This window comes from Stieleria tagensis, assembly GCF_024129865.1.
GTDB lineage: Bacteria > Planctomycetota > Planctomycetia > Pirellulales > Pirellulaceae > Stieleria > Stieleria tagensis.
Genome location: NZ_JAMYFE010000042.1, coordinates 72,002 through 90,337 on the forward strand (window position 1 = coordinate 72,002; position 18,336 = coordinate 90,337).

General features: G+C 55.8%; 14 protein-coding genes. 5 read left to right on the forward strand and 9 right to left on the reverse strand.

The window, feature by feature from the left end; all coding sequences use genetic code 11:
• Positions 1–67: 67 nt before the first annotated feature.
• The 3 genes from NHH03_RS09785 to NHH03_RS09795 all read right to left on the reverse strand — a co-directional run bounded on the left by NHH03_RS09785 (position 68) and on the right by NHH03_RS09795 (position 5,408).
• Positions 68–1,642: a sulfatase family protein gene (locus NHH03_RS09785; RefSeq protein WP_253155706.1), complete on the reverse strand. Its 1,575-nt coding sequence runs from the start codon at positions 1,640–1,642 to the stop codon at positions 68–70.
• Positions 1,643–1,738: 96 nt separating this feature from the next.
• Entirely contained in the window at positions 1,739–4,153 is a 2,415-nt protein-coding gene (locus tag NHH03_RS09790; RefSeq protein WP_253155708.1) for a CehA/McbA family metallohydrolase, read from the reverse strand.
• A 532-nt stretch (positions 4,154–4,685) separates the two neighbouring features.
• Complete coding sequence (locus tag NHH03_RS09795) at positions 4,686–5,408, reverse strand: hypothetical protein (RefSeq protein ID WP_253155710.1); 723 nt, start codon at positions 5,406–5,408, stop codon at positions 4,686–4,688.
• A 464-nt stretch (positions 5,409–5,872) separates the two neighbouring features.
• Here NHH03_RS09795 and lpxD point away from each other — a divergent pair, with 464 nt between their 5' ends.
• From lpxD to NHH03_RS09815, 4 genes are all read left to right on the forward strand, one after another.
• Positions 5,873–6,937: a UDP-3-O-(3-hydroxymyristoyl)glucosamine N-acyltransferase gene (gene lpxD / locus NHH03_RS09800; RefSeq protein WP_253155712.1), complete on the forward strand. Its 1,065-nt coding sequence runs from the start codon at positions 5,873–5,875 to the stop codon at positions 6,935–6,937.
• On the forward strand, positions 6,934–7,881 hold the full coding sequence (locus NHH03_RS09805; protein ID WP_253155715.1) for an LpxI family protein: 948 nt from the start codon (positions 6,934–6,936) through the stop codon (positions 7,879–7,881). The genes lpxD and NHH03_RS09805 overlap by 4 nt, the downstream gene beginning before the upstream one ends.
• Positions 7,882–8,165: 284 nt before the next feature.
• Entirely contained in the window at positions 8,166–9,602 is a 1,437-nt protein-coding gene (locus NHH03_RS09810; RefSeq protein ID WP_253155717.1) for a mechanosensitive ion channel domain-containing protein, read from the forward strand.
• A 1-nt stretch (position 9,603) separates the two neighbouring features.
• Entirely contained in the window at positions 9,604–10,911 is a 1,308-nt protein-coding gene (locus NHH03_RS09815; protein WP_253155719.1) for a mechanosensitive ion channel family protein, read from the forward strand.
• Between the two features lie 9 nt (positions 10,912–10,920).
• Here the strand turns inward: NHH03_RS09815 and NHH03_RS09820 are convergent, their stop codons facing one another.
• Together NHH03_RS09820 and NHH03_RS09825 are read right to left on the reverse strand one after the other, a co-directional pair.
• Positions 10,921–11,403, reverse strand: a complete 483-nt coding sequence (locus tag NHH03_RS09820; RefSeq protein ID WP_315861440.1) for a pyridoxamine 5'-phosphate oxidase family protein — start codon at positions 11,401–11,403, stop codon at positions 10,921–10,923.
• Positions 11,404–11,461: 58 nt separating this feature from the next.
• Complete coding sequence (locus NHH03_RS09825) at positions 11,462–11,611, reverse strand: hypothetical protein (protein WP_253155721.1); 150 nt, start codon at positions 11,609–11,611, stop codon at positions 11,462–11,464.
• A gap of 97 nt (positions 11,612–11,708) precedes the next feature.
• On the opposite strand from NHH03_RS09825, the gene NHH03_RS09830 reads away from it, so the two are divergent.
• Positions 11,709–12,353: a class I SAM-dependent methyltransferase gene (locus NHH03_RS09830; RefSeq protein WP_253155723.1), complete on the forward strand. Its 645-nt coding sequence runs from the start codon at positions 11,709–11,711 to the stop codon at positions 12,351–12,353.
• Positions 12,354–12,409: 56 nt separating this feature from the next.
• Here the strand turns inward: NHH03_RS09830 and NHH03_RS09835 are convergent, their stop codons facing one another.
• The 4 genes from NHH03_RS09835 to NHH03_RS09850 form a co-directional block, all read right to left on the reverse strand.
• Positions 12,410–14,236: a bifunctional protein-serine/threonine kinase/phosphatase gene (locus NHH03_RS09835; protein ID WP_253155725.1), complete on the reverse strand. Its 1,827-nt coding sequence runs from the start codon at positions 14,234–14,236 to the stop codon at positions 12,410–12,412.
• 42 nt (positions 14,237–14,278) lie between these two features.
• Entirely contained in the window at positions 14,279–15,094 is an 816-nt protein-coding gene (locus NHH03_RS09840; protein ID WP_253155727.1) for a formate/nitrite transporter family protein, read from the reverse strand.
• A gap of 672 nt (positions 15,095–15,766) precedes the next feature.
• The gene (locus tag NHH03_RS09845) at positions 15,767–16,648 is read right to left on the reverse strand and encodes a PEP-CTERM sorting domain-containing protein (protein WP_253155728.1); all 882 of its coding nucleotides are present in this window, start codon (positions 16,646–16,648) and stop codon (positions 15,767–15,769) included.
• 238 nt (positions 16,649–16,886) lie between these two features.
• Positions 16,887–18,299, reverse strand: coding sequence for an arylsulfatase (locus NHH03_RS09850; protein WP_253155730.1), 1,413 nt, complete (start codon positions 18,297–18,299; stop codon positions 16,887–16,889).
• Positions 18,300–18,336: the final 37 nt, after the last annotated feature.

Consider the following 18,336-nt stretch of genomic DNA (forward strand, 5'->3'; position numbering starts at 1 on the left):
GGCAGACATCTCCGGTGGGACAGCGAGCGGGAGGAATCAACGGGGAAAGCTGATTTGATCCTGAATCTTACTCCGCATCAACCAAACGTGGCGCAGAAAATCCCTGCTGGCGGATCTTGGCGAGTAGCGTTTGCAAGCGTTTCACCACTTCGGGGTGATCCTTGGCAACGTTGTTTCGCTGGCCGATATCGGTTTGCATGTCATACAGTTCAACCGATTGTTGATCATCAGCCGGATATTGGTGTTTTGTTTCCCAAGCAGCATTGCGCCCGCTGACATAACCATTTTTGGCGGCGACCAACAACCATTTACCATCCCGGATCGCATACTCGTTCGTGCGCGTGTTGTGAACGTGAGTGGATCGGACGGGATTTGTTGATCCCCGTAATAATGGCGTCAGATCATGCGAATCTTCGGCGGCGTCGGTCGGCAATTCAAACTCAACAACGTTCGCGAGTGTCGCCATCAAATCAATTTGGGATACCAGCGTCTCGTTAACAGAACCAGGTCGTGTGACTCCCGGCCAACGAACCAGGAAGGGCACATGATGACCACCTTCATAGGTGTCGCGTTTGAGTCCACGAAACGGACTGCTCGACCAGTGGTCGTATTTTTCATCTCGTGCATAAGCGTACTTTTCTGGCCCGTTGTCGGCGGTGAATACAACGATGGTGTTTTCGGCTTGTCCTGATTCATCCAGTGCCGATAGCAGTTGTCCAACGGCGTCGTCGGTTTCAAACACAAAGTCACCGTAGGGACCCGCCCCTGATTTGCCGTCGAATCGATCGTTGGGGATGATCGGTGCGTGCGGCGATGGAAATGCAAAGTACAGGAAGAATGGCTTGTCGGTGTCCTTGCGCGATCGCAGGTAGTCAACGCCGCGGCGAGTGATCGTGGGAATGTTTTGATACGGATCCCAGTCGCTGACCATTGGACCGGGACGACACTCCCAGTTGCCTTCTTTGATCGGTTTCCATTTGGTGGTGTCCATCATCGTGTCCGGTGGTGTCACCAAACGATCATCTTCGATCCAGGCGTAGGGTGGAAAGTTGATCACGGTGTCGCCAAAGTAATGATCGAATCCGTGCGCCAGGGGCCCGTCCGGGATCGATTGGGTCCAGTCGAAGGCGTCAAAACCCCAGACCTGGGTGCGTCCTTGCTTGCTGCTCTTGGCGCCGGGGCGGCGAATGGCGGCCCAGTCCCAGCCCAAATGCCATTTCCCAATCGCTGCGGTGTCGTAGCCTTGTCGGGACAACATTTCCGGCAGCGTCAGTCGATCCGGGGCGAACACGGATGAACCAAATGCATTGACAATGCCGTGGAAGTCACGCCAGTGATGGCGCCCGGTCAGCAACGCATATCGACTGGGCGTACAGATACCCGACGATGAATGCCCGTCGCTGAATCGCATCCCCTGGCGAGCGAGTCGATTCAGATTCGGAGTCGGGATTTTCGAATCCGGTTGATTGACTCGCAGGTCGCCATAGCCCAGGTCATCGGCGTACAAAATCAAAACGTTCGGTTTGGCGGCCAGCGTCTGGCCGGCAGCAAACACACCGGCCAGCGCGACCAACAGCAAGGCGAGTGCACGCGGGAGAGTTTGAAGCCTGTGTGGTCGAGTTCGAACAGAATCAGCCATCATGTTCAGTCGCTGCAATGGGGGCGGGGCGTGTTGCGGTCCAATCGGGGCACACAGTTTACCCCGATTCAGCGACTCGCGCGGCCGATTCGCAGTCTGTTAGTGTTGATGCCCCGCAATCGCACCGGGCAAAGGCAGTCCCAAATCGTCGCCGTTGGCGTGAAAGCCATCTCCATCGATGTCGACGAAGATCGGATTGCTAACCGCGATCGGAGGACGATTGCCGTACTGTGGTCCCATCACCTTGTCCATGGTCATGCCCTCGCCGATGGTCGCGATGATCAGGTGCGCGTCGCTGTCAAGTTTGACCGCGAACGACAAATCGAACTTGGTCACCGCCGTCGAATCGGCAAACATTCCGGGAGCGGTCTTGCGTGTCCAATTGTGATCGACACTCGGGCGGCCGTTGATGAACAGTTGCACGCGATTGACATCCAACCAGTTGGGGCATTGAACACGCACGTTCATAGCGACCTTGCCACCGGCGGCCGACAAATCGTCACCGGGGATCGCCGTGACAGCGGACCCGGCGGGTTTGGCTTCCACGGTTAGAAATGGTCCGGTCGACATGATGATGTGCCCGGCTTCGGCTTGCCGCACCATTTCTTCAGTACTGATCGTTGCCGGGTCATCGGTGCTGCTCAGGAACCAGTTGCGCCGCCAACCGCTGCCGTGATGGTTGTAATGCGCGTCGGTATTGATCACCCCGGGGATTCGGTAGCCATGATTGAGTAGCTGCAGCCACTGAAACAATGGAATTTTCATTTCCCGCACGTTGGGCGGTTTGCTGACGATGTCGTCAAAGATTGTGGTCAGCGGGTGTACTTCGACAACGTCCATCCATTGCAGCATGCCGCGAAAGCCCTCGTCGGCAGTGCCGTCAATGTCTAAATCGCCGTGGATTTGGTGCAGGTTGGGATGGTTCTGTTGCACCAATTTATCAGAGCCGTTGTCCCACATCGCGAGCCGTTCGATCTGAACCACTGGGTTGGCGTCGGTACGTGGTCCACCGCCGTTTTGAGTGTGCGGATGGTGGTGCAACGGGAATGCGTTTTGGTGGTTGATCGGCAGTGGTCGGCCGGTCAATTCCATTCCACTGCAAGTCGCCATCTGGTCGAGCAGTTGCATGGCTTTGAGGTGGGGGACGTAGCTGCTGATCCGGTTGTGTTCGGTACAGGGGGCAAATTCCAGATGCTCGCACAACAGGTTCTCGACACGCCCGAATTGGTCCGAAACGTTGTCGCCCGAGGGACTGCTGTGGCTGTGAAGTTCGACGCTGACCCAACCGGTTGTATCGACCACTCGCTGGAGCTGCACCACGATTTCGCTGACCTGGCCTGCCTTGACTGTGATCGCTTTTTTGACGCTGTTGAACTCCGGTCCGTGGCTGAAATAAATCTCGTAGTTGCCGGGATCCAGCGGGCATCGCATCCGCCCGTGCACCGAATAGACGACATTTTTGATGAACGTCCGAGTGCTGTCCGGCCCATAATCGGGGGCGTCGCCATCGACCCGGTACAGGGTGGCTTTGGTTGGAATGGATTGCCCATCGCCATCGGTTGCCGTGGCGATGATTCCACTGAATCCCGATAGCGGAAGCGGGAAGGATTGGGATTGTTCGGTGACTTCAATGGAGGTGGTCGATGACTGAAACCCGATCGCAGATGTTTTGATGCTGTAGGTCCCGGGAGCCAAGCGAACATGGGCAACACCCTGGTCATCGGTTTCCAGCGTTCGCGACGCTTGGTCATTTTCGGTTTGACCGGGACCAGTGACCGACAACAACGCCCGCATCATGGCTTGGCCGTCAAAGGCCGGTAGCGCCGATTGGACTTGCAGCGTCTGCATCGCCACCGGTTGCGACTCCGCGTCGGCAACGGAGTTTAAATCGAGCAGCGAAGTCGCCGGATACAGTCGGATCGACCAACTGATTTGGTTGTCACTTTTTTGGACTTGGGCGGCGCTGTAGTGCAGTTCGGCGGGGCGTTTGGAAACCCAGCTGGGCGGCGTCGAAGCGGCTTCGACGGCGACGCCCAATGTTTGTCGAAAGAACGAATCGCTGCAGGTCGCCATCCGGCCGAGCGAATCAAATTTGAATGTCCGATCAGCGCGAAAACCGTCATAGGGTTTAACCGCCGATGCAGTCTCGCCGTCGATCACTACCATCACGCGAACGAACGGTTCTCCATCAACCAATCGGTAGGTCACCGTGGCTGTCGTCTCGTCCTCTTTTAATGACCGCGAAGATTGACAACGCCAGTACACGGCATGTTCATCGCCCCCGGTTTCGACCAGCGACGGATCATGAAACTGGTAACGTGCTGCGGCCGGGATGAAGGCACTGAGTTGATCGTTGGAAGGCGTGTTGAGCGTCAGGTCCAGAATCGATGCGCCGATATCGCGAACCGTTAAATTGGCGTCGCGGGTCGCAAGCGGCGCCGCAATGGTTAGCGACAGTAGGTCGTTGCTCATTTCATAATCGCCGTAGATCCAATCGACTTCCTTTCCATCCATTTGGGCAGGTTCGTCAGCGGAAATGACGTGCAGTTCTGCGGCCGTGCCCACAGCACAAAACTCTGGCGGGGCGATGTTGAATAGGCAGCTGGCAATTGCAGCGAAGGAGAACAGAAGACGCGATACGTTCATGATCGGGCGGCACCGTGGCGGGAGAGAATCAGCGGAAGCAGTTCTGTGATGGGAGGGCATCATATCGAGCAACGCAAAGCCACGCGCAAGTCGCCAAGCGCACAGCAGCCTGGATCAGGCATTCTTCATGCGGACTTTATGAAAACGCAGGCTGATCGAGTCGCCACTGCGAGGCGGAGGCGGGCAGCGCGTACCGATCCCAGTACACGCACGAATCCCGGCTCGCCAAATCACCAGAGAGGGTGGAAAAAGCGCGCCCGGGACATTGGGGCAAAACATCCCGAGCGCTTGATGCGAGCATTGCTCAGCACCCAACTAAAGATTACTGGTTGGCACCGCTGAAGTCGATAGCTGGGTGAAACGATTGTAAAGAATATATAAATAAACGGGCGTCCATTGGCTAACGCTCCAGCAGGGCTCCGATCACCGCTTCTCGCAGTTCCTGGTGCGTCTGAATCGTTCGCCGCGTCAGCCGTGACGACGGCAAATCGTCTCGATCCAGACGGACTTCCAAGGGCTCGCCGCGGGTGTCGAATGCAGCCGGTCGTGGCGGAGCAACCGGTGCCGGTAAAGACGGCTGAGATTGGTACTGATAGGGGTAGTCATTTTGATAAAGCGGCCGCGGGAGGACCGCCGGGACCTGGATCTTGATTTCGGTCGGTTCCTGATAAATCGCATGTCCGTGGCCGGCGTGACGGACGCTTTGTAGACATCGCATTTCTTGAACCAGATTTTGATAGGTCAGGTTGACGATCTGCCAACAGGCATCCCATTGGGGGTTGGGTGGATAGACTGTTCGTAGGAAAAAGACCTCTTCGACACGGCAATGCAGAATCTGGGTGTGTGCAAATCGTTCGAACAATCGGTCCAGCCGACGGGGGTCGCGAGCCGCGGTTTTCAGCCGACTCGTACTGTCCTCCAAATCGTCGGCAAGACGCTCGTCATATCGTTCGACGTATCGAGTCCGTAGCACCAATCGCTCAAATTTCCGCACCGCTTCGCGATATTGGTCGGCGGCGCAATACACCGGTGATTCATGCCCGGCACGGGCGGACGGTGCTGCTGCGACGAAGACGGTCGTGCACGTGATGACGGCAATGGCGAGGTGGTGGTGTCGACTCACTTCGATTTCTCCCTGGAGATGATGGCTGAGACGCGGAGCGGCCCTGTGTTCTTGATTCAGGGGAAATGATTGCACTCGGCATGCCAACCGCAGGGATCCGAACGATTCCATCGGCGTCGAAGCTGTAGCTGGCCTCTATGAGCTATCGATTACTCACATGTTTGCGTGAGCCATTGGTTTTTCCCAGCCCGACACTTCAGCGAGGGATTCTGATCACCCGCCAAATTCCCTCGCTGACGCTAATGAGGTCGAAGCGGCAGTGGAGATTGGTGGGTGGCAGCAATTGGGCGCTGCTGCTTTGCTGGTAGGTGTTGTCGGAATGACTGCGCTGTTGTTCGTATCTGAGACGGGTGGGGGGGCGGAAAAGTTTCACTTGCAGTCAACTCGGGTCGGCCGGTATACCTGACCGATGCAGGATTCGGATTGGCCGAATCGACGACAAAACATGCGAAAAGGACTTCGCCGTGGAAATCCGACTCGACGAAATCGCCGACAGCGTTGGCGGAACGCTTCACGGCGACCCAGCTCTGATTTGCCGCGGGGCGAATCCGCCGGGGCAATCCACCGCCGACCAGATCACACTGATCGTTGATCCACAACAGCTCGAACAACTGCATGCCGCACAGGCGCTGGCGTTGATCACGCCGCAGCAGATCGAAACCTGCCAATTTCCGCAGATTGTTGTGGCGGATCCGCACGCAGCGTTCGCCAAGATCGTTTCAGTGTTTCGCCCTCCCATCGCATCGGCGCTGCCCGGCGTGGGGGTTGATTCGTCGGCATCGATTGCCAGTTCAGCAAAAATCCATCCGACGGCGACGATTTGTGCCGGCGCGACGATCGGCCAACGAACATTGATCATGCCCGGCGTGGTGATCTTGCCCGGCTGCAAGATTGGTGACGATTGTGTCCTGCATCCTGGCGTGACGCTCTACGAATACAGTGAACTGGGTGATCGCGTGGTGCTGCATGCCGGCACGGTCATCGGCGCCAACGGATTTGGATACCGACAACAATCGGGTCGACATCGGCCGACCGCTCAGTTGGGATATGTCGTCATCGAATCTGATGTTGAAGTTGGTGCTAGTGTGACGATCGATCGCGGCACCTATGGCGCGACTCGCATCGGCGAAGGAACCAAGATCGACAATCAAGTGATGATTGCCCACAACTGTCAAATTGGTCGACACAATTTGATTTGCAGCCAAGTCGGAATTGCGGGCTCATGCACCACCGGCGACTACGTGATCTTGGCAGGCCAAGTGGGGGTCAAAGATCACATCACCTTGGAGGATCACACCATCGTCGGTGCCCAGGCGGGCGTGATGGATGACTGTGCGGGCAACCAAGTCTATCTCGGTTCACCAGCGATGCCGCAGCGTGACCAGATGCAGATCTTTGCGGTGCAACGTCGGTTGCCTGAAATGCGCCGGGAACTCAAACAGCTTCGTAAACAGCTCGAAGCGCTGACTGAGCAACTCGCCGAAGCCGATTCGGATCAAGACCAGACCGAGACGGGGCGGGCGGCATGATCCAGCGGCGAGGATACGGTCGAGAATTATTGCGGCAGTTGACGTCACGGTTCTCGACATCGCGCCCGAGTGACCAGCCGCCGCCACTGGGATTGATCGCCGGCTGGGGAAGTTTCCCTGTCGAAGTCGCGGAACAAGTGGTTGCCAGCGGGCGGCGAATCTACTGCGTGGCGATTACTGATCACGCGCAATCCGATTTGGAATCGATTTGTGACCATGTCAAATGGTCAGGCGTCGGCAAAATCGGATCACACATCGCGTACTTTCGTCGGCATGGCGTTCGCGAGGTCACGATGGCGGGCAAGCTGTTCAAATCCGAATTGCTATTCCAAGGCAGTGTGTGGATCAAGCATTGCCCCGATCTGACGGCCATTCGCACCTTCGGCCCCTGCCTGTTGGGTAGCCGTCCCGATTCGCGCGACGACAGTTTGTTGACAGCGGTCACCAACACCTATGCGAAAAAGTCATTGACAATTTGTCCCGCCACCGATTTCGCTCCGGAGCTACTCGTGAACCAAGGACACTTGATTGGAAAACCACTGACGGCCAAACAGTCTCGAGACGTCGAATTTGGTTGGCAGGTCGCGAAACAGATGGGCGGCATGGACATCGGCCAATCCATCACCATCAAAGACTCCACGGTGTTGGCGGTCGAAGCGGTTGAAGGAACCGATGCTTGTATCGAACGCACGGGGCAGTTGTGTCGGCGCGGCGGATGGACATTGGTCAAGGTCAGCAAACCGAATCAGGACATGCGTTTTGATGTTCCCACCATCGGCCCACAGACCGTCACGCGGGTGGCCGAGAACGGCGGTGTCGCGATCGCCGTGGAAGCCGATAAAACCATTCTGGTCGAACGCGAAACGACGCTGCGGTTGGCCAAGCAACATGGCGTGACGATTGTCGCATTGACCAATCCGAGTCAGCGCGTGGCCGCGGCTTGAGCCGACGACCAGGCCAGAATGCTACAAGGCCTGAGCATTCTTCGACCATCTGACTCGCTCCACTCACGCGCGGTTTTCCGTCAGCCTGGTCGCTAGACGTCCAGTCCGCCGAGCGGAGCCGGAGCGAGGGTTTCGTCTGGTCGATTCCGACATTACCGCGACGATTGTGTTGATAGAGTGATGGGCGTGACGTGGCCTCTGTTGTTGGAACGTGGTTTGCAGGTTGATGAAGACGGCTAAACAGCCGAACACTCGTCCCCCCATAGCACAGTCCTTTCGCGTCCATGACAGTCTGTCTCTCTTTGTTGGCCTTGTTGTGGATTGCACTGCCGTCACTGCCATTGGCAGCCCAGTCGCCGCCGCCAACTGCGAGACCGGCCGCAAACCCGACGACGACCGCGGATGATGTGGCCGCCGAAGTGGTCCCGGGCTCCGCCGCCGATGATTCCAGTGTCGCAATCGACGTCGCCGAACGGGTGCAAGTTGATCCGACCAGCAGCGACAACGAGATTGAAAACCGGTTGCAAGAAATCTTGGAAGCGACGCAATGGTTTGTGTCCCCCCAAGTCACCGTCGATCGTGGCGTCGCCTTCTTAGCCGGCACCTCAGACACGCAGAAGCACCAGCAATGGGCCGAAGCGACTGCGATGAAGACCTCGGATGTCGTGGCCGTGATCAACCGCATTCAGGTGGCAGAGAAACCGCTTTGGAATTTCGCTCCGGCCATCGCATCACTCAAGCAACTCGGTCGCGAAGCCACGGGGATTCTGCCGCTGGTGGTCGTCGCGCTGCTGATCGGATTGCTTTCGTATTACGTAGCGATCGGCGGTGCCCGTCTGACTCGCTGGCTGACCCGCAGCCGCTTGGATAGCACGTTGCTGCGCCAGGTCGCTGGTAACGTGGTGGGTGTGTTGATGTTTGTGATCGGAATCTACATTGCTTTGCGCGTCTCGGGGTTAACGCGTTTGGCCGTGACACTACTTGGTGGTACCGGCCTGATCGGACTGGCACTCGGGTTTGCCTTTCGGGATATCGCGGAAAACTACTTGGCCAGCATTCTGATCTCGCTCAACCATCCGTTTCGGGTCGGTGACTTGATCGAAGTCGAGGGTGCCAAAGGATTCGTCCGCAAGGTCACCACGCGGGGCACGGTGCTCAACACACTGCAGGGCAATCAGATTCAATTGCCCAATAGCACCGTTTACAAAGGCAAGATCACAAACTTCACAGCCACGCCGCTCAGTCGGTTGGACTTCACCGTGGGGATCGGATTCGATGATTCGGTAACCGAAGCGCAACAATTGATCATGCAGGTGCTGGGCGAACACGTTGCGGTCGTTGACGATCCCGAGCCGATGGTGATCGTGGAATCGCTGGGTGCCGCGACTGTCAATCTGTGTGTGTACTACTGGTTCGACCAAACCAAGTTCTCGCCGTTGAAAGTTAGCAGTTCGATCATTCGCCAAGTCAAACAGGTGCTGACAGAAGCTCAGATCACGATGCCCGACGAAGCTCGCGAGTTGGTGTTCCCGCACGGGGTGCCGGTGCAACTGTTGGAATCGACCACTACCACGCAAGCGATCGAATCGCCGCCGTCATCCACGGCGCCAGAGAAAACTGTGAACGTTGGCGAAGGCGATTTGGGTACCGAGCAATCCGACGTGATTCGTGCAACCGCGAATGACCAGACCATCGACGACGAAGCAAACTTGATCAGCTGAAATGAAAACACGCCTGCTGTTTCTGATAGGGGTCTCTTTGGTCGTGCTTGCCAATGCGCCGGCGCAAGATCCGGCTGCGGTGGAGACCACTGAGCCCGACAATGCTCCCGCCGCGACGGTCGCGGTCGACAACGTTTCCGATGACTCGCTGATTTTGGAACGGCTGACGAAGATTTTTGATGCCGCAACCAAAGCCGGCTGGCTCACCGACACGAACGTCACGATTGATAGCGGTGTGGTCACCCTTGAAGGCATCGCCGACAACGAAGAACACCGTGAGTGGGCTGCCAATGTCGCTCGGAAAACCGAAGATGTGGTCGTTGTCATCAACGAAGTCGAGGTCGCTGGCGAAGTCGACTTGGAATCCACCAAGCTGGTGGTCCACGAGAGTCTGAATCGTCTATGGAAAGACTTTTTGGTGCGGTCCCCGTTGATTTTTACCGCGATCGTGATCGTTGCTCTCACCGCTCTGTTGGCCAAAGCGATCGGCTGGTCGATCTACCGCCTGCTCGACAATCGATCGCTGCGCCACAGTTTAAAAGACTTGGTTTTTCAACTGACTTCGATCGCTGTCTGGATCGTCGGGTTGTTGATTGCAACCGTCGTCGCGTTTCCTGGTATGACGCCCTCCAAAGCACTGACCGTATTGGGGCTCGGGTCGGTCGCGATCGGTTTTGCATTCAAGGATATCTTCGAGAACTTCTTTGCCGGCATTTTGATCCTTTGGGGGTACCCGTTTGATCGCGGCGATTTTATCAGTTGCGACGGCCTGAGCGGCAAAGTGGAACAAATTACGGTTCGCAACACGATGATTCGCAAACTGGATGGGGAGCTAGCCGTTGTGCCCAACGCGACGCTGTTCAAGAACAATGTTGACGTCCTGACCAGCCAGCCACAACGTCGTGTTCGCGTGATTTGTGGTGTGGCATACAGTGAAGATGTCGATCAGTCACGCCAGGTCATCACCGCCGCTGTTCAATCGTGTGATTCGGTGCAGGGCAAACGCACGGTCGAAGTGTTTGCAAAGGAATTCGCTAGCAGCAGCATCAATTTCGAAGTCGCTTGGTGGACCGGCTCCAAACCGATCGACATCCGCCGCAGCCGTGACGAGGTGGTCACCGCAATCAAATTGGCGTTGGATCATGCGGGCATTGAAATTCCATTCCCCTATCGCACGCTCACGTTCCAAAATCCTGAGATCCCCAGGCAGATACTGGCGATGACACCCCCGCAGGCGACACCTCAGCACTCGGGGCAGCGGCAGTCGGAGGAAAGCCCTGCGGACGCCGACGCCCCGGTGGAGGATTGATTCATTTTCCTACAGTGTCACCTTGGCACTGATTGAGTCATCCTTCTCGGGTTGCTCGCCTTGCAAGTAAGCCTTGCCGGCTTTGAACAGATACTTCCATCCCGAGAATCCCGAGTTGTCCCAGTACTCGCCACGCTCCGGTTGTACCTTCAGCAGTGTGATCGCGGGGTCGGATTTACCGGCCGGAAACCAGACTTTCCAAGCTTCGTTCCATAGCGATTCGATCTTTGCCCGATCGTCGACGACGCGGCAGACACCGCTAAGTGAAACGAATGTCTTTGATCCCTGGAGAGTCACCGCGACATCGCTGTCGAGCATTAGTTCCGCGATCTTGCCCGAATTTCGATCAGTGACAAACCAGATTTCACCATCGTCGGTCGCTTCGGCGATTGCCATTGGCCGGGCGTCGAGTTTACCGCCGTTCGCTTTGGTGATCAGCATGGCGTTGTCGAAATCTTGAATCAGATCGATGAGTTTGTCATGAGGATTCATGTTGTTGTCCTTGGGTATGTCATTCATTGAAGATGGGTTTAGCAGTCCAGTTTGCAGATCACGTGCCATTGCCAGCGTTTGTGATTTGCGGCACAGAATTGGTCTGGGTTGCTGTGCGGCGGTCGTTGGCGTTGGTCGATTCGAAGACGTCTTGGTCGCGCAGCAGTCGCGCATTGGACGCCAGTGCTTTGAAACGAAGATTTGGCATGGCGTTTGCTCAAACGGAAAGCCACGATTGACAATCTGGTCAGCGTTGTTTGATTTGCATTCCCAGAGCCACATGACCGCACCGAGGTAGTTGACCGATGGCCGTTTCGATCCACTCTCCGTTGGCGCCGACCGAACCGTCGACGCCTTCGTTTCTGAAGCGCGCTCTGTGTGTGTTGAAAGCCTGGGCAAAACAGCCCTTGCAAGTGGCGACGGTGTTGCCGAGTTCATCGTTTTTAATGGACAACATTGGTCAAAGGGAATGCATCGCCGAAGCGCAGATCGTCGTTGAACTGGGCCCGGGGGCAGGCGGAACGACCGAGGTTCTGTTGCAAAACATGAAACCCGATAGTCGTCTGATAGCGATTGAGAAGACGGAAGCGTTCATGGAATCACTGCACCAAATTCAGGATCCACGGTTAACCGTGATCAACGGTGACGCAGTGAACTTGGTGACGATTCTTCGGGATCAAGGAATTGCTCATGCCGATGTCGTGGTGTCGGGAATTCCTTTCAGTGCTTTGCCAGCGGACACGGCCAAGAAAATCACGCAGTCAATCCACGCTTCACTGCACTGCGGAGGAACCTTCATCGCGTATCAATTGCGTTCCGATGTCGAGTCGTTTGCCCGCCCCTACTTTGGTCCCTCGCGGCGCGAAAGTGTACCGTTGAACATACCGCCCTTGAACGTTTACGCCTGGCAGAAAATTGAGAGCGGAATGTACCGTAACTCTGCCCGCTGACCGATGGCCCGACACAGCCGCGAGCTTGCGCCCCATCGCAATTGAATCATCCGCGTCTAACCCGTGATGATCCAAGCGAAACAGACAGTGATCAGCAAGAACAGCAGTGTCAGCGCGACGCGTTTCCAATAGGCTGCCGGATCTCGCAACAACAGCGGTTGTCCGTCACGCAAAAATTCTTTGCGGGGGTGTCGCAGATCGTAGACGAACTCTGACGGTTCTTCATAACGCCGGTTGGGATTGATTTGCACTGCTTTCTTGAGCGCTCCGTCGATCCAAACCGGAATCTCACGTTCGACATCCATTGCCGTTTCGTAGTTTAGTTTGTTTTGTGCTGATCGAGTTCGAGCACGAGCCAGTTTGGATCCATACGGCAACCGACCGGTCAGCATTTGATAGGCAATCACACCCAGTGAGAAGACGTCTGAGCGCGAGGTGCCTGATTGCCCTAGCAGGTATTCCGGTGCCATGTATTGGACCGTGCCGAGTGCGTGATCGCGCTGGATTGGAGTGGTTCGTTCGGCCAAGCCGGCAACCCAAGTCGAACCAAAGTCGATGATTTTTGCGGTGCCTTGTGCATCGATCATGATGTTTTCTGGACGCAAATCCTGGTGCAACATCTCTAATCGGTGAAATGCTTGCAGCCCCTTTCCGATCTGCTCGACGATCGATCGTACCGTCTCCAAGTTCGGGTTGGGATTGTCGATCATCCACTGAGTCAACGTTTGGCCTTCGATAAACTCGGTGATCGTATACAGCGAATGCCGTTGGCGATTTGATGGAAACGCTTTCAATACGTTGGCGTGATTCAATCGTCGCGCAATCCATTCCTCAGTCAAGAATCGGTCCAGATGCGCGGGGTCATTTTGCTGTTCGACCGACAATGTCTTGAGTGCAAATGGCTGTTCCGTTTCTAAATCGGTCACGAGGTACACATGGCTGCGACTACTGGCATACAACTCACGAATCACCTTGTAACCTTCGAACTCCATCCGCGGGATTAACTCCGGTGGAAATGGAAGTTCGGTCAGCTTTTGAAACGCTTCGTCCAGGCTTTGTCGGGGGACCGATTCGATGCGAACGATTTGGGCCGTGACGTTGTCGTCGCTGTCGTGATCGAGTGCATGAGTGACAATCTGTTTTGCCGCGGCATCCAAGTCGGCGGCGTGCTGGGCGACGGCTTGCCGCAAGCAGTCGTCGTCGGCGAATTCGTAGACTCCGTCGGTCAGCAGAAAGAACACGTCGCCTTGTTCCACTGCGATCGTTTGGTAATCGATTTCAAGTTCATCACGAAAGCCCATCGCCCGTGTCAGGTAGCTGGTGTCTTGCGAGACTCTCAACCGATGGTCGCTGGTCAGAAGTTTGATTTTTTCACCACGCATCCGGTAAATTCTTGTGTCGCCGATATGGAACAAATGCGCGGTGGTGGATTTAAAAACGATGCCGCTGAACGTACACACGTACCCTTTATCTTGGTCATAGCGATATTGGCTCTGGCGGGTCATCGAATGCAACCAGTAGTTGGTTGCGGTCAGGACTTGATAGACAGAATGCTTGACCGACCATGCCTCGGACGTGCAGAAGTAGTCGTCCAGAAACGCTTTCACCACCGTTTCACTGGCGACTTGGCTGACGTCGCTGGAACTGATTCCATCTGCCAGTCCGACCGGGATGCCTTTGGTGGTTCGCAGCGGCTGGCCGGGCAAGCAAGCCCCGTGGAAATCTTGATTGGTCGGTTTGCGCCCCTTGCTAGAAAACTGCCCGATGGCAACGTCAAGCTGATCGGGCATCGCGTGGTGAACTCTGGCGTGAAGTGAGAGACGCTGAAATGCATCCGTCGAAAGACCCATCAAAAAAACGCCAGCGAGGAAAGCGATGTCCATACCACCTTTCCCCGCTGACGCTTGAGCGTGTCGGGCAATTGCCTACGCAGCTGACTTACGGTTGGGGGCGGTGCGGACGTGGGTCGTGTACAGCGTCAGCCCGGTCAGCGCGATGCCTCCGATCATGTTCCCTAAAACCACTGGGATCTCGTTCCAAATCAAGTAATCCATGACTGAGAATTTGCCGCCCATCAACAACGCCGATGGGAACAGGAACATGTTGACGACCGAGTGTTCAAACGTCATGGCAAAGAACAACATGATCGGCATCCACATGGCGAGGACTTTGCCGGTGACGGTGGTTGAGATCATTGCCCCGACCACACCCATCGACACCATCCAGTTGCAAAGAATACCACGGATGAACAGCGTCAACATTCCGCCGGCACCATATTCTTTGTAGCCGAGTGTTCGTTTTTCACCAATTCCGGCAATGATCTTGCCAACTTCGTTGGGTTCCTCGTTGAATCCAAAGGTGAAAATAATGGCGAACATGATGGCAACCATCAACGCCCCAAGAAAATTGCCAATGAAGACCAATCCCCAGTTGCGCAACACACCACCGAGGGTCACCCCCGGACGCTTGTCAATCAAAGCCAGCGGCGACAAAACAAACACGCCTGTCAACAAATCAAAGCCCATCAAATAGAGCATGCAAAATCCGACGGGGAACAAGATCGCCCCGATCAACGGATACCCTGTTTGCACGGTCATCGTCACAGCAAACACAGCCGCAAGCGCCAACGTAGCTCCGGCCATGAAGGCACGGATCACGGTGTCGCGCGTCGACATGAAAATTTTTGATTCGCCGGAATCGACCATCTTGGTCACGAATTCAGAAGGAGCAAGGTAGGACATCTAGGTCTAAATCCTGATTGGAAAGGGAGTGATCAAGGTGAGCGTGAGGTTCCGGTTTAAAATGCAATTCGCACTTGCATCGTTGGTGGCGGTAACTCGAGACCGCCTCTGATCAACCACGCTCACATCGCCATGAAAGAAACGGTCGCCTTCGATGCACACCACTCGTCTGCTGTATGCACCGCCCGCGTGTTTTGAAGTTGCCTTTTCATCACGATCCGACGCGTTAGCGAGGGATTCGGTTTGTTAACAGAATCCCTCGCTGACGCGTCGGGTCAGGAAAGACCAAAGCCTTTCGCAGAAACGCAACTCTTCGAGAACCCGCGCGACGCCTCTACGCAAAATCAATGCCAATCGCTGAAAAGTGAGTTTCGCTCGTGTTTTCACGCCCTCACAGATTTGTTGTGCCAAGTTAGTCAGCAATGACTGCGCGACTATTAGGCAATCGGTGGCGTATCAGAGGGGGCGGAGAAGCCGCCGACGGAGAGGGCTCGACTGTCGTGCATGGAGCACGCGGTGGGAGTCGAGAAATCTGGCGGGCGTGATCCAGCAACGCATGTTGCCAATGCGGGTGTTTCCCGTAGCTGGGCCCACCAGGGTTCAGTCGCTCTGAGCTCTGGCGGGCCCAGCTACGACTCTGATGGCGCTGTTCGATTTTAGAAGGTTGTCGCCTTAGCGACGACGGCGAACCAGTCCGGCACCCAGCATACCCAATGCGAAGATCGCGGCGGTGGCGGGCTCGGGTACCGTGCCTGGATCTCCGAGTGGTGCTTCATAACGAAGTTCCGATTCGACCGTGTCATTGCCACAGGTCATCGCCCAGTGATAGGCAAGGTCAAAACTGGACGAAGAGGAGAGTCCGAGTTTCGCGAAGATGTCACCGTTGAGGACGATCATGAGGGCATCCTTCATCACTCCGTCGACATCAACTTGCCCCAATGCCCAATTGGCAGTGGTTGTGAGGTCGTTTAGGCTGGTTAACCCGTTTGTATCCAACCGGACTTCTTGCCCGTCGCGAATGGTTCCTCCCGAAGTCCAGACTTCGGTCGAAGTCAGGATGGCGGAGTTGTACGCGGTACTATCAAGGCCCCTTAGATCATAGAGGGCCCCATCTCCGGACGCTGGAAGTGCACTCCCATTGCTGTTCGGCGTTCCGTTCAGAGTGATGGCATGTGTCCAAGTTGTTCCCGTGGCTGCATTGTCGAAGAGGTAATTGTCAGCAGGTGTCCCGTTCGGATCCCAACCGTCAACGCTAAAAAATAGGTCCCCCAATCGCGCATTCAAAGCGGTTGGAGTGGCGGCAAAATTGGTCACGATCGTGAACTCAAGGGCGTCGTCGAAGACCTGCACTCGAGACGAATGGATATCGAATCGGTGATCGTTGTTGGCCGCTACAACGTCACCATGGCCGTGACCGTTGTGACCGTAATAAACGTCGGTGACGAAGCCACTATCGGCGATCAGGCCGGCAGAGCAGTTGCTGGTCATTACCAGCGAGAGCAAAACACAAAATGCAGTTTTCATAAGACGACTCCACGCAGCGAGTTCATTCATCGGATAAGTCGACCAGGGTTACCGCTCGACTGAGTGGTTCATGGATCCCAGGTGGTCTGTGAATCTAAGTCGCGCATGTACAGTATTCAGGTGTCCTCCTAATCGGAAGTCATTCGCCCAGAAAAAATAAGAAAATCTGAGCAAGTCGTTTGACAGAAGCCATTTAGCGTTATCGAACCGATTGCGCTGTCGACTCTGGATACCCCCGTTTAGTCACTTTGACTACGCTTGCAGGTCTCTAATGCTCAGCCGATCCGTCGGCCTGCTGTGGGCGAAGGCGATCTGCCTCGACCCGGTCGCACCAAGCCGCCAAGTCTTTTTCCAACGCAGCCGCGATCTCTGGGTGATTGGAAGTCACGTCGGTCGATTCACTCGGATCGTTTTTCAAATCGAACAACTCGGGCGGAAGCAAAGAGTCTTGAAGCTTTAAACCGCGTGTGACAAACGGCCGGACCAGCTTCCAACGCCCGTGAAGCACGGCCGCGTTGTGGGTGTAATTGGGGACACCACGATTCCACTGAAAGAACCGTTTCGGCCGGGCATCTAGCGCGGGGTTCTCTAATCGCGGTCGCAAGCTCGCGCCATCTATCGCCAGTTTGGGATCGATTGGAATCCCGCAGCAATCCAAAATCGTTGGCATCAAGTCAACGAAGTGGGCTACCCCATCGCGGGAGCCCGGCGGAACGACTCCCGGCCAACGGACAAAGAGTGGCACTCGAATTCCGCCTTCATAAACCTGGTACTTCGTGCCCCGGAGGGAGCCATTGAAACGTTCTCCGGGCACCGGATCGGGACCATTGTCACTGGCAAAGACCACGATCGTATTGTCTGCCAAGCCTAAATGCTCCAGTTCATCCAACAGTCGACCGATCCCCTGGTCCATGCTCTCGATCATCGCGTAGATGGTCGCTGTGGTTTGATCGAGTCCTCGATCACGAAAGAACTGAACCCTTGGTTCCGGTGCTTCGATCGGTCGGTGCGGCGCATAATGTGCAAGGTGGAGAAAGAAAGGGTGCGCACGATGACGGCGGACAAACTCGATCGCTCGATTGGATAAGTCGTCCGTCAGGTATTGATCGCTTACTTCTAGGAGATTGCCGTTTACATCCAACGTGTACCGAAAGTAGCTCAGCTCTTGCGATCCGCTGAAGCCTTCGAATTCGTCAAATCCTCGCCGCATCGGATGGTACTCAGCCCCTTTGCCGAGATGCCATTTTCCGATTAGACCCGTTGCATAGCCCTGTGATTTCAAAACGTCAGCCAACGTCGTTTCATCGAGTCGCAACTGGGTCAGTTTCGGAAACTTGTTCATGTTCAACGTCACAACGCCGGTGCGGTGTGGGTAGCGCCCGGTCAACAACGCCGCGCGTGCCGGGGCACAGACGCATGAACCACTGTACGCTTGCCGGAACGATGCACTGTCAGTTGCCAATCGATCCAAGTTTTTCGTCCGACTAATCCCACCGTTTTGGGAAGCCAAATCACCGATCGCCAGGTCATCGGCCAAGATCAGAATCACGTTAGGCGGCTGCGTCGAAACTGTTTCATCGCTGAAAACAGTGTTGTCGAACTGGTAAACCAACCCCCAAGCGAAGCAGGCAACAAGACAACGGACGGATAGCGATGTTGAAAAGTTCTGAATCACGGTCATGGGGTTCCGGTGGGCATCTGATCAAGTGGCATCTCAT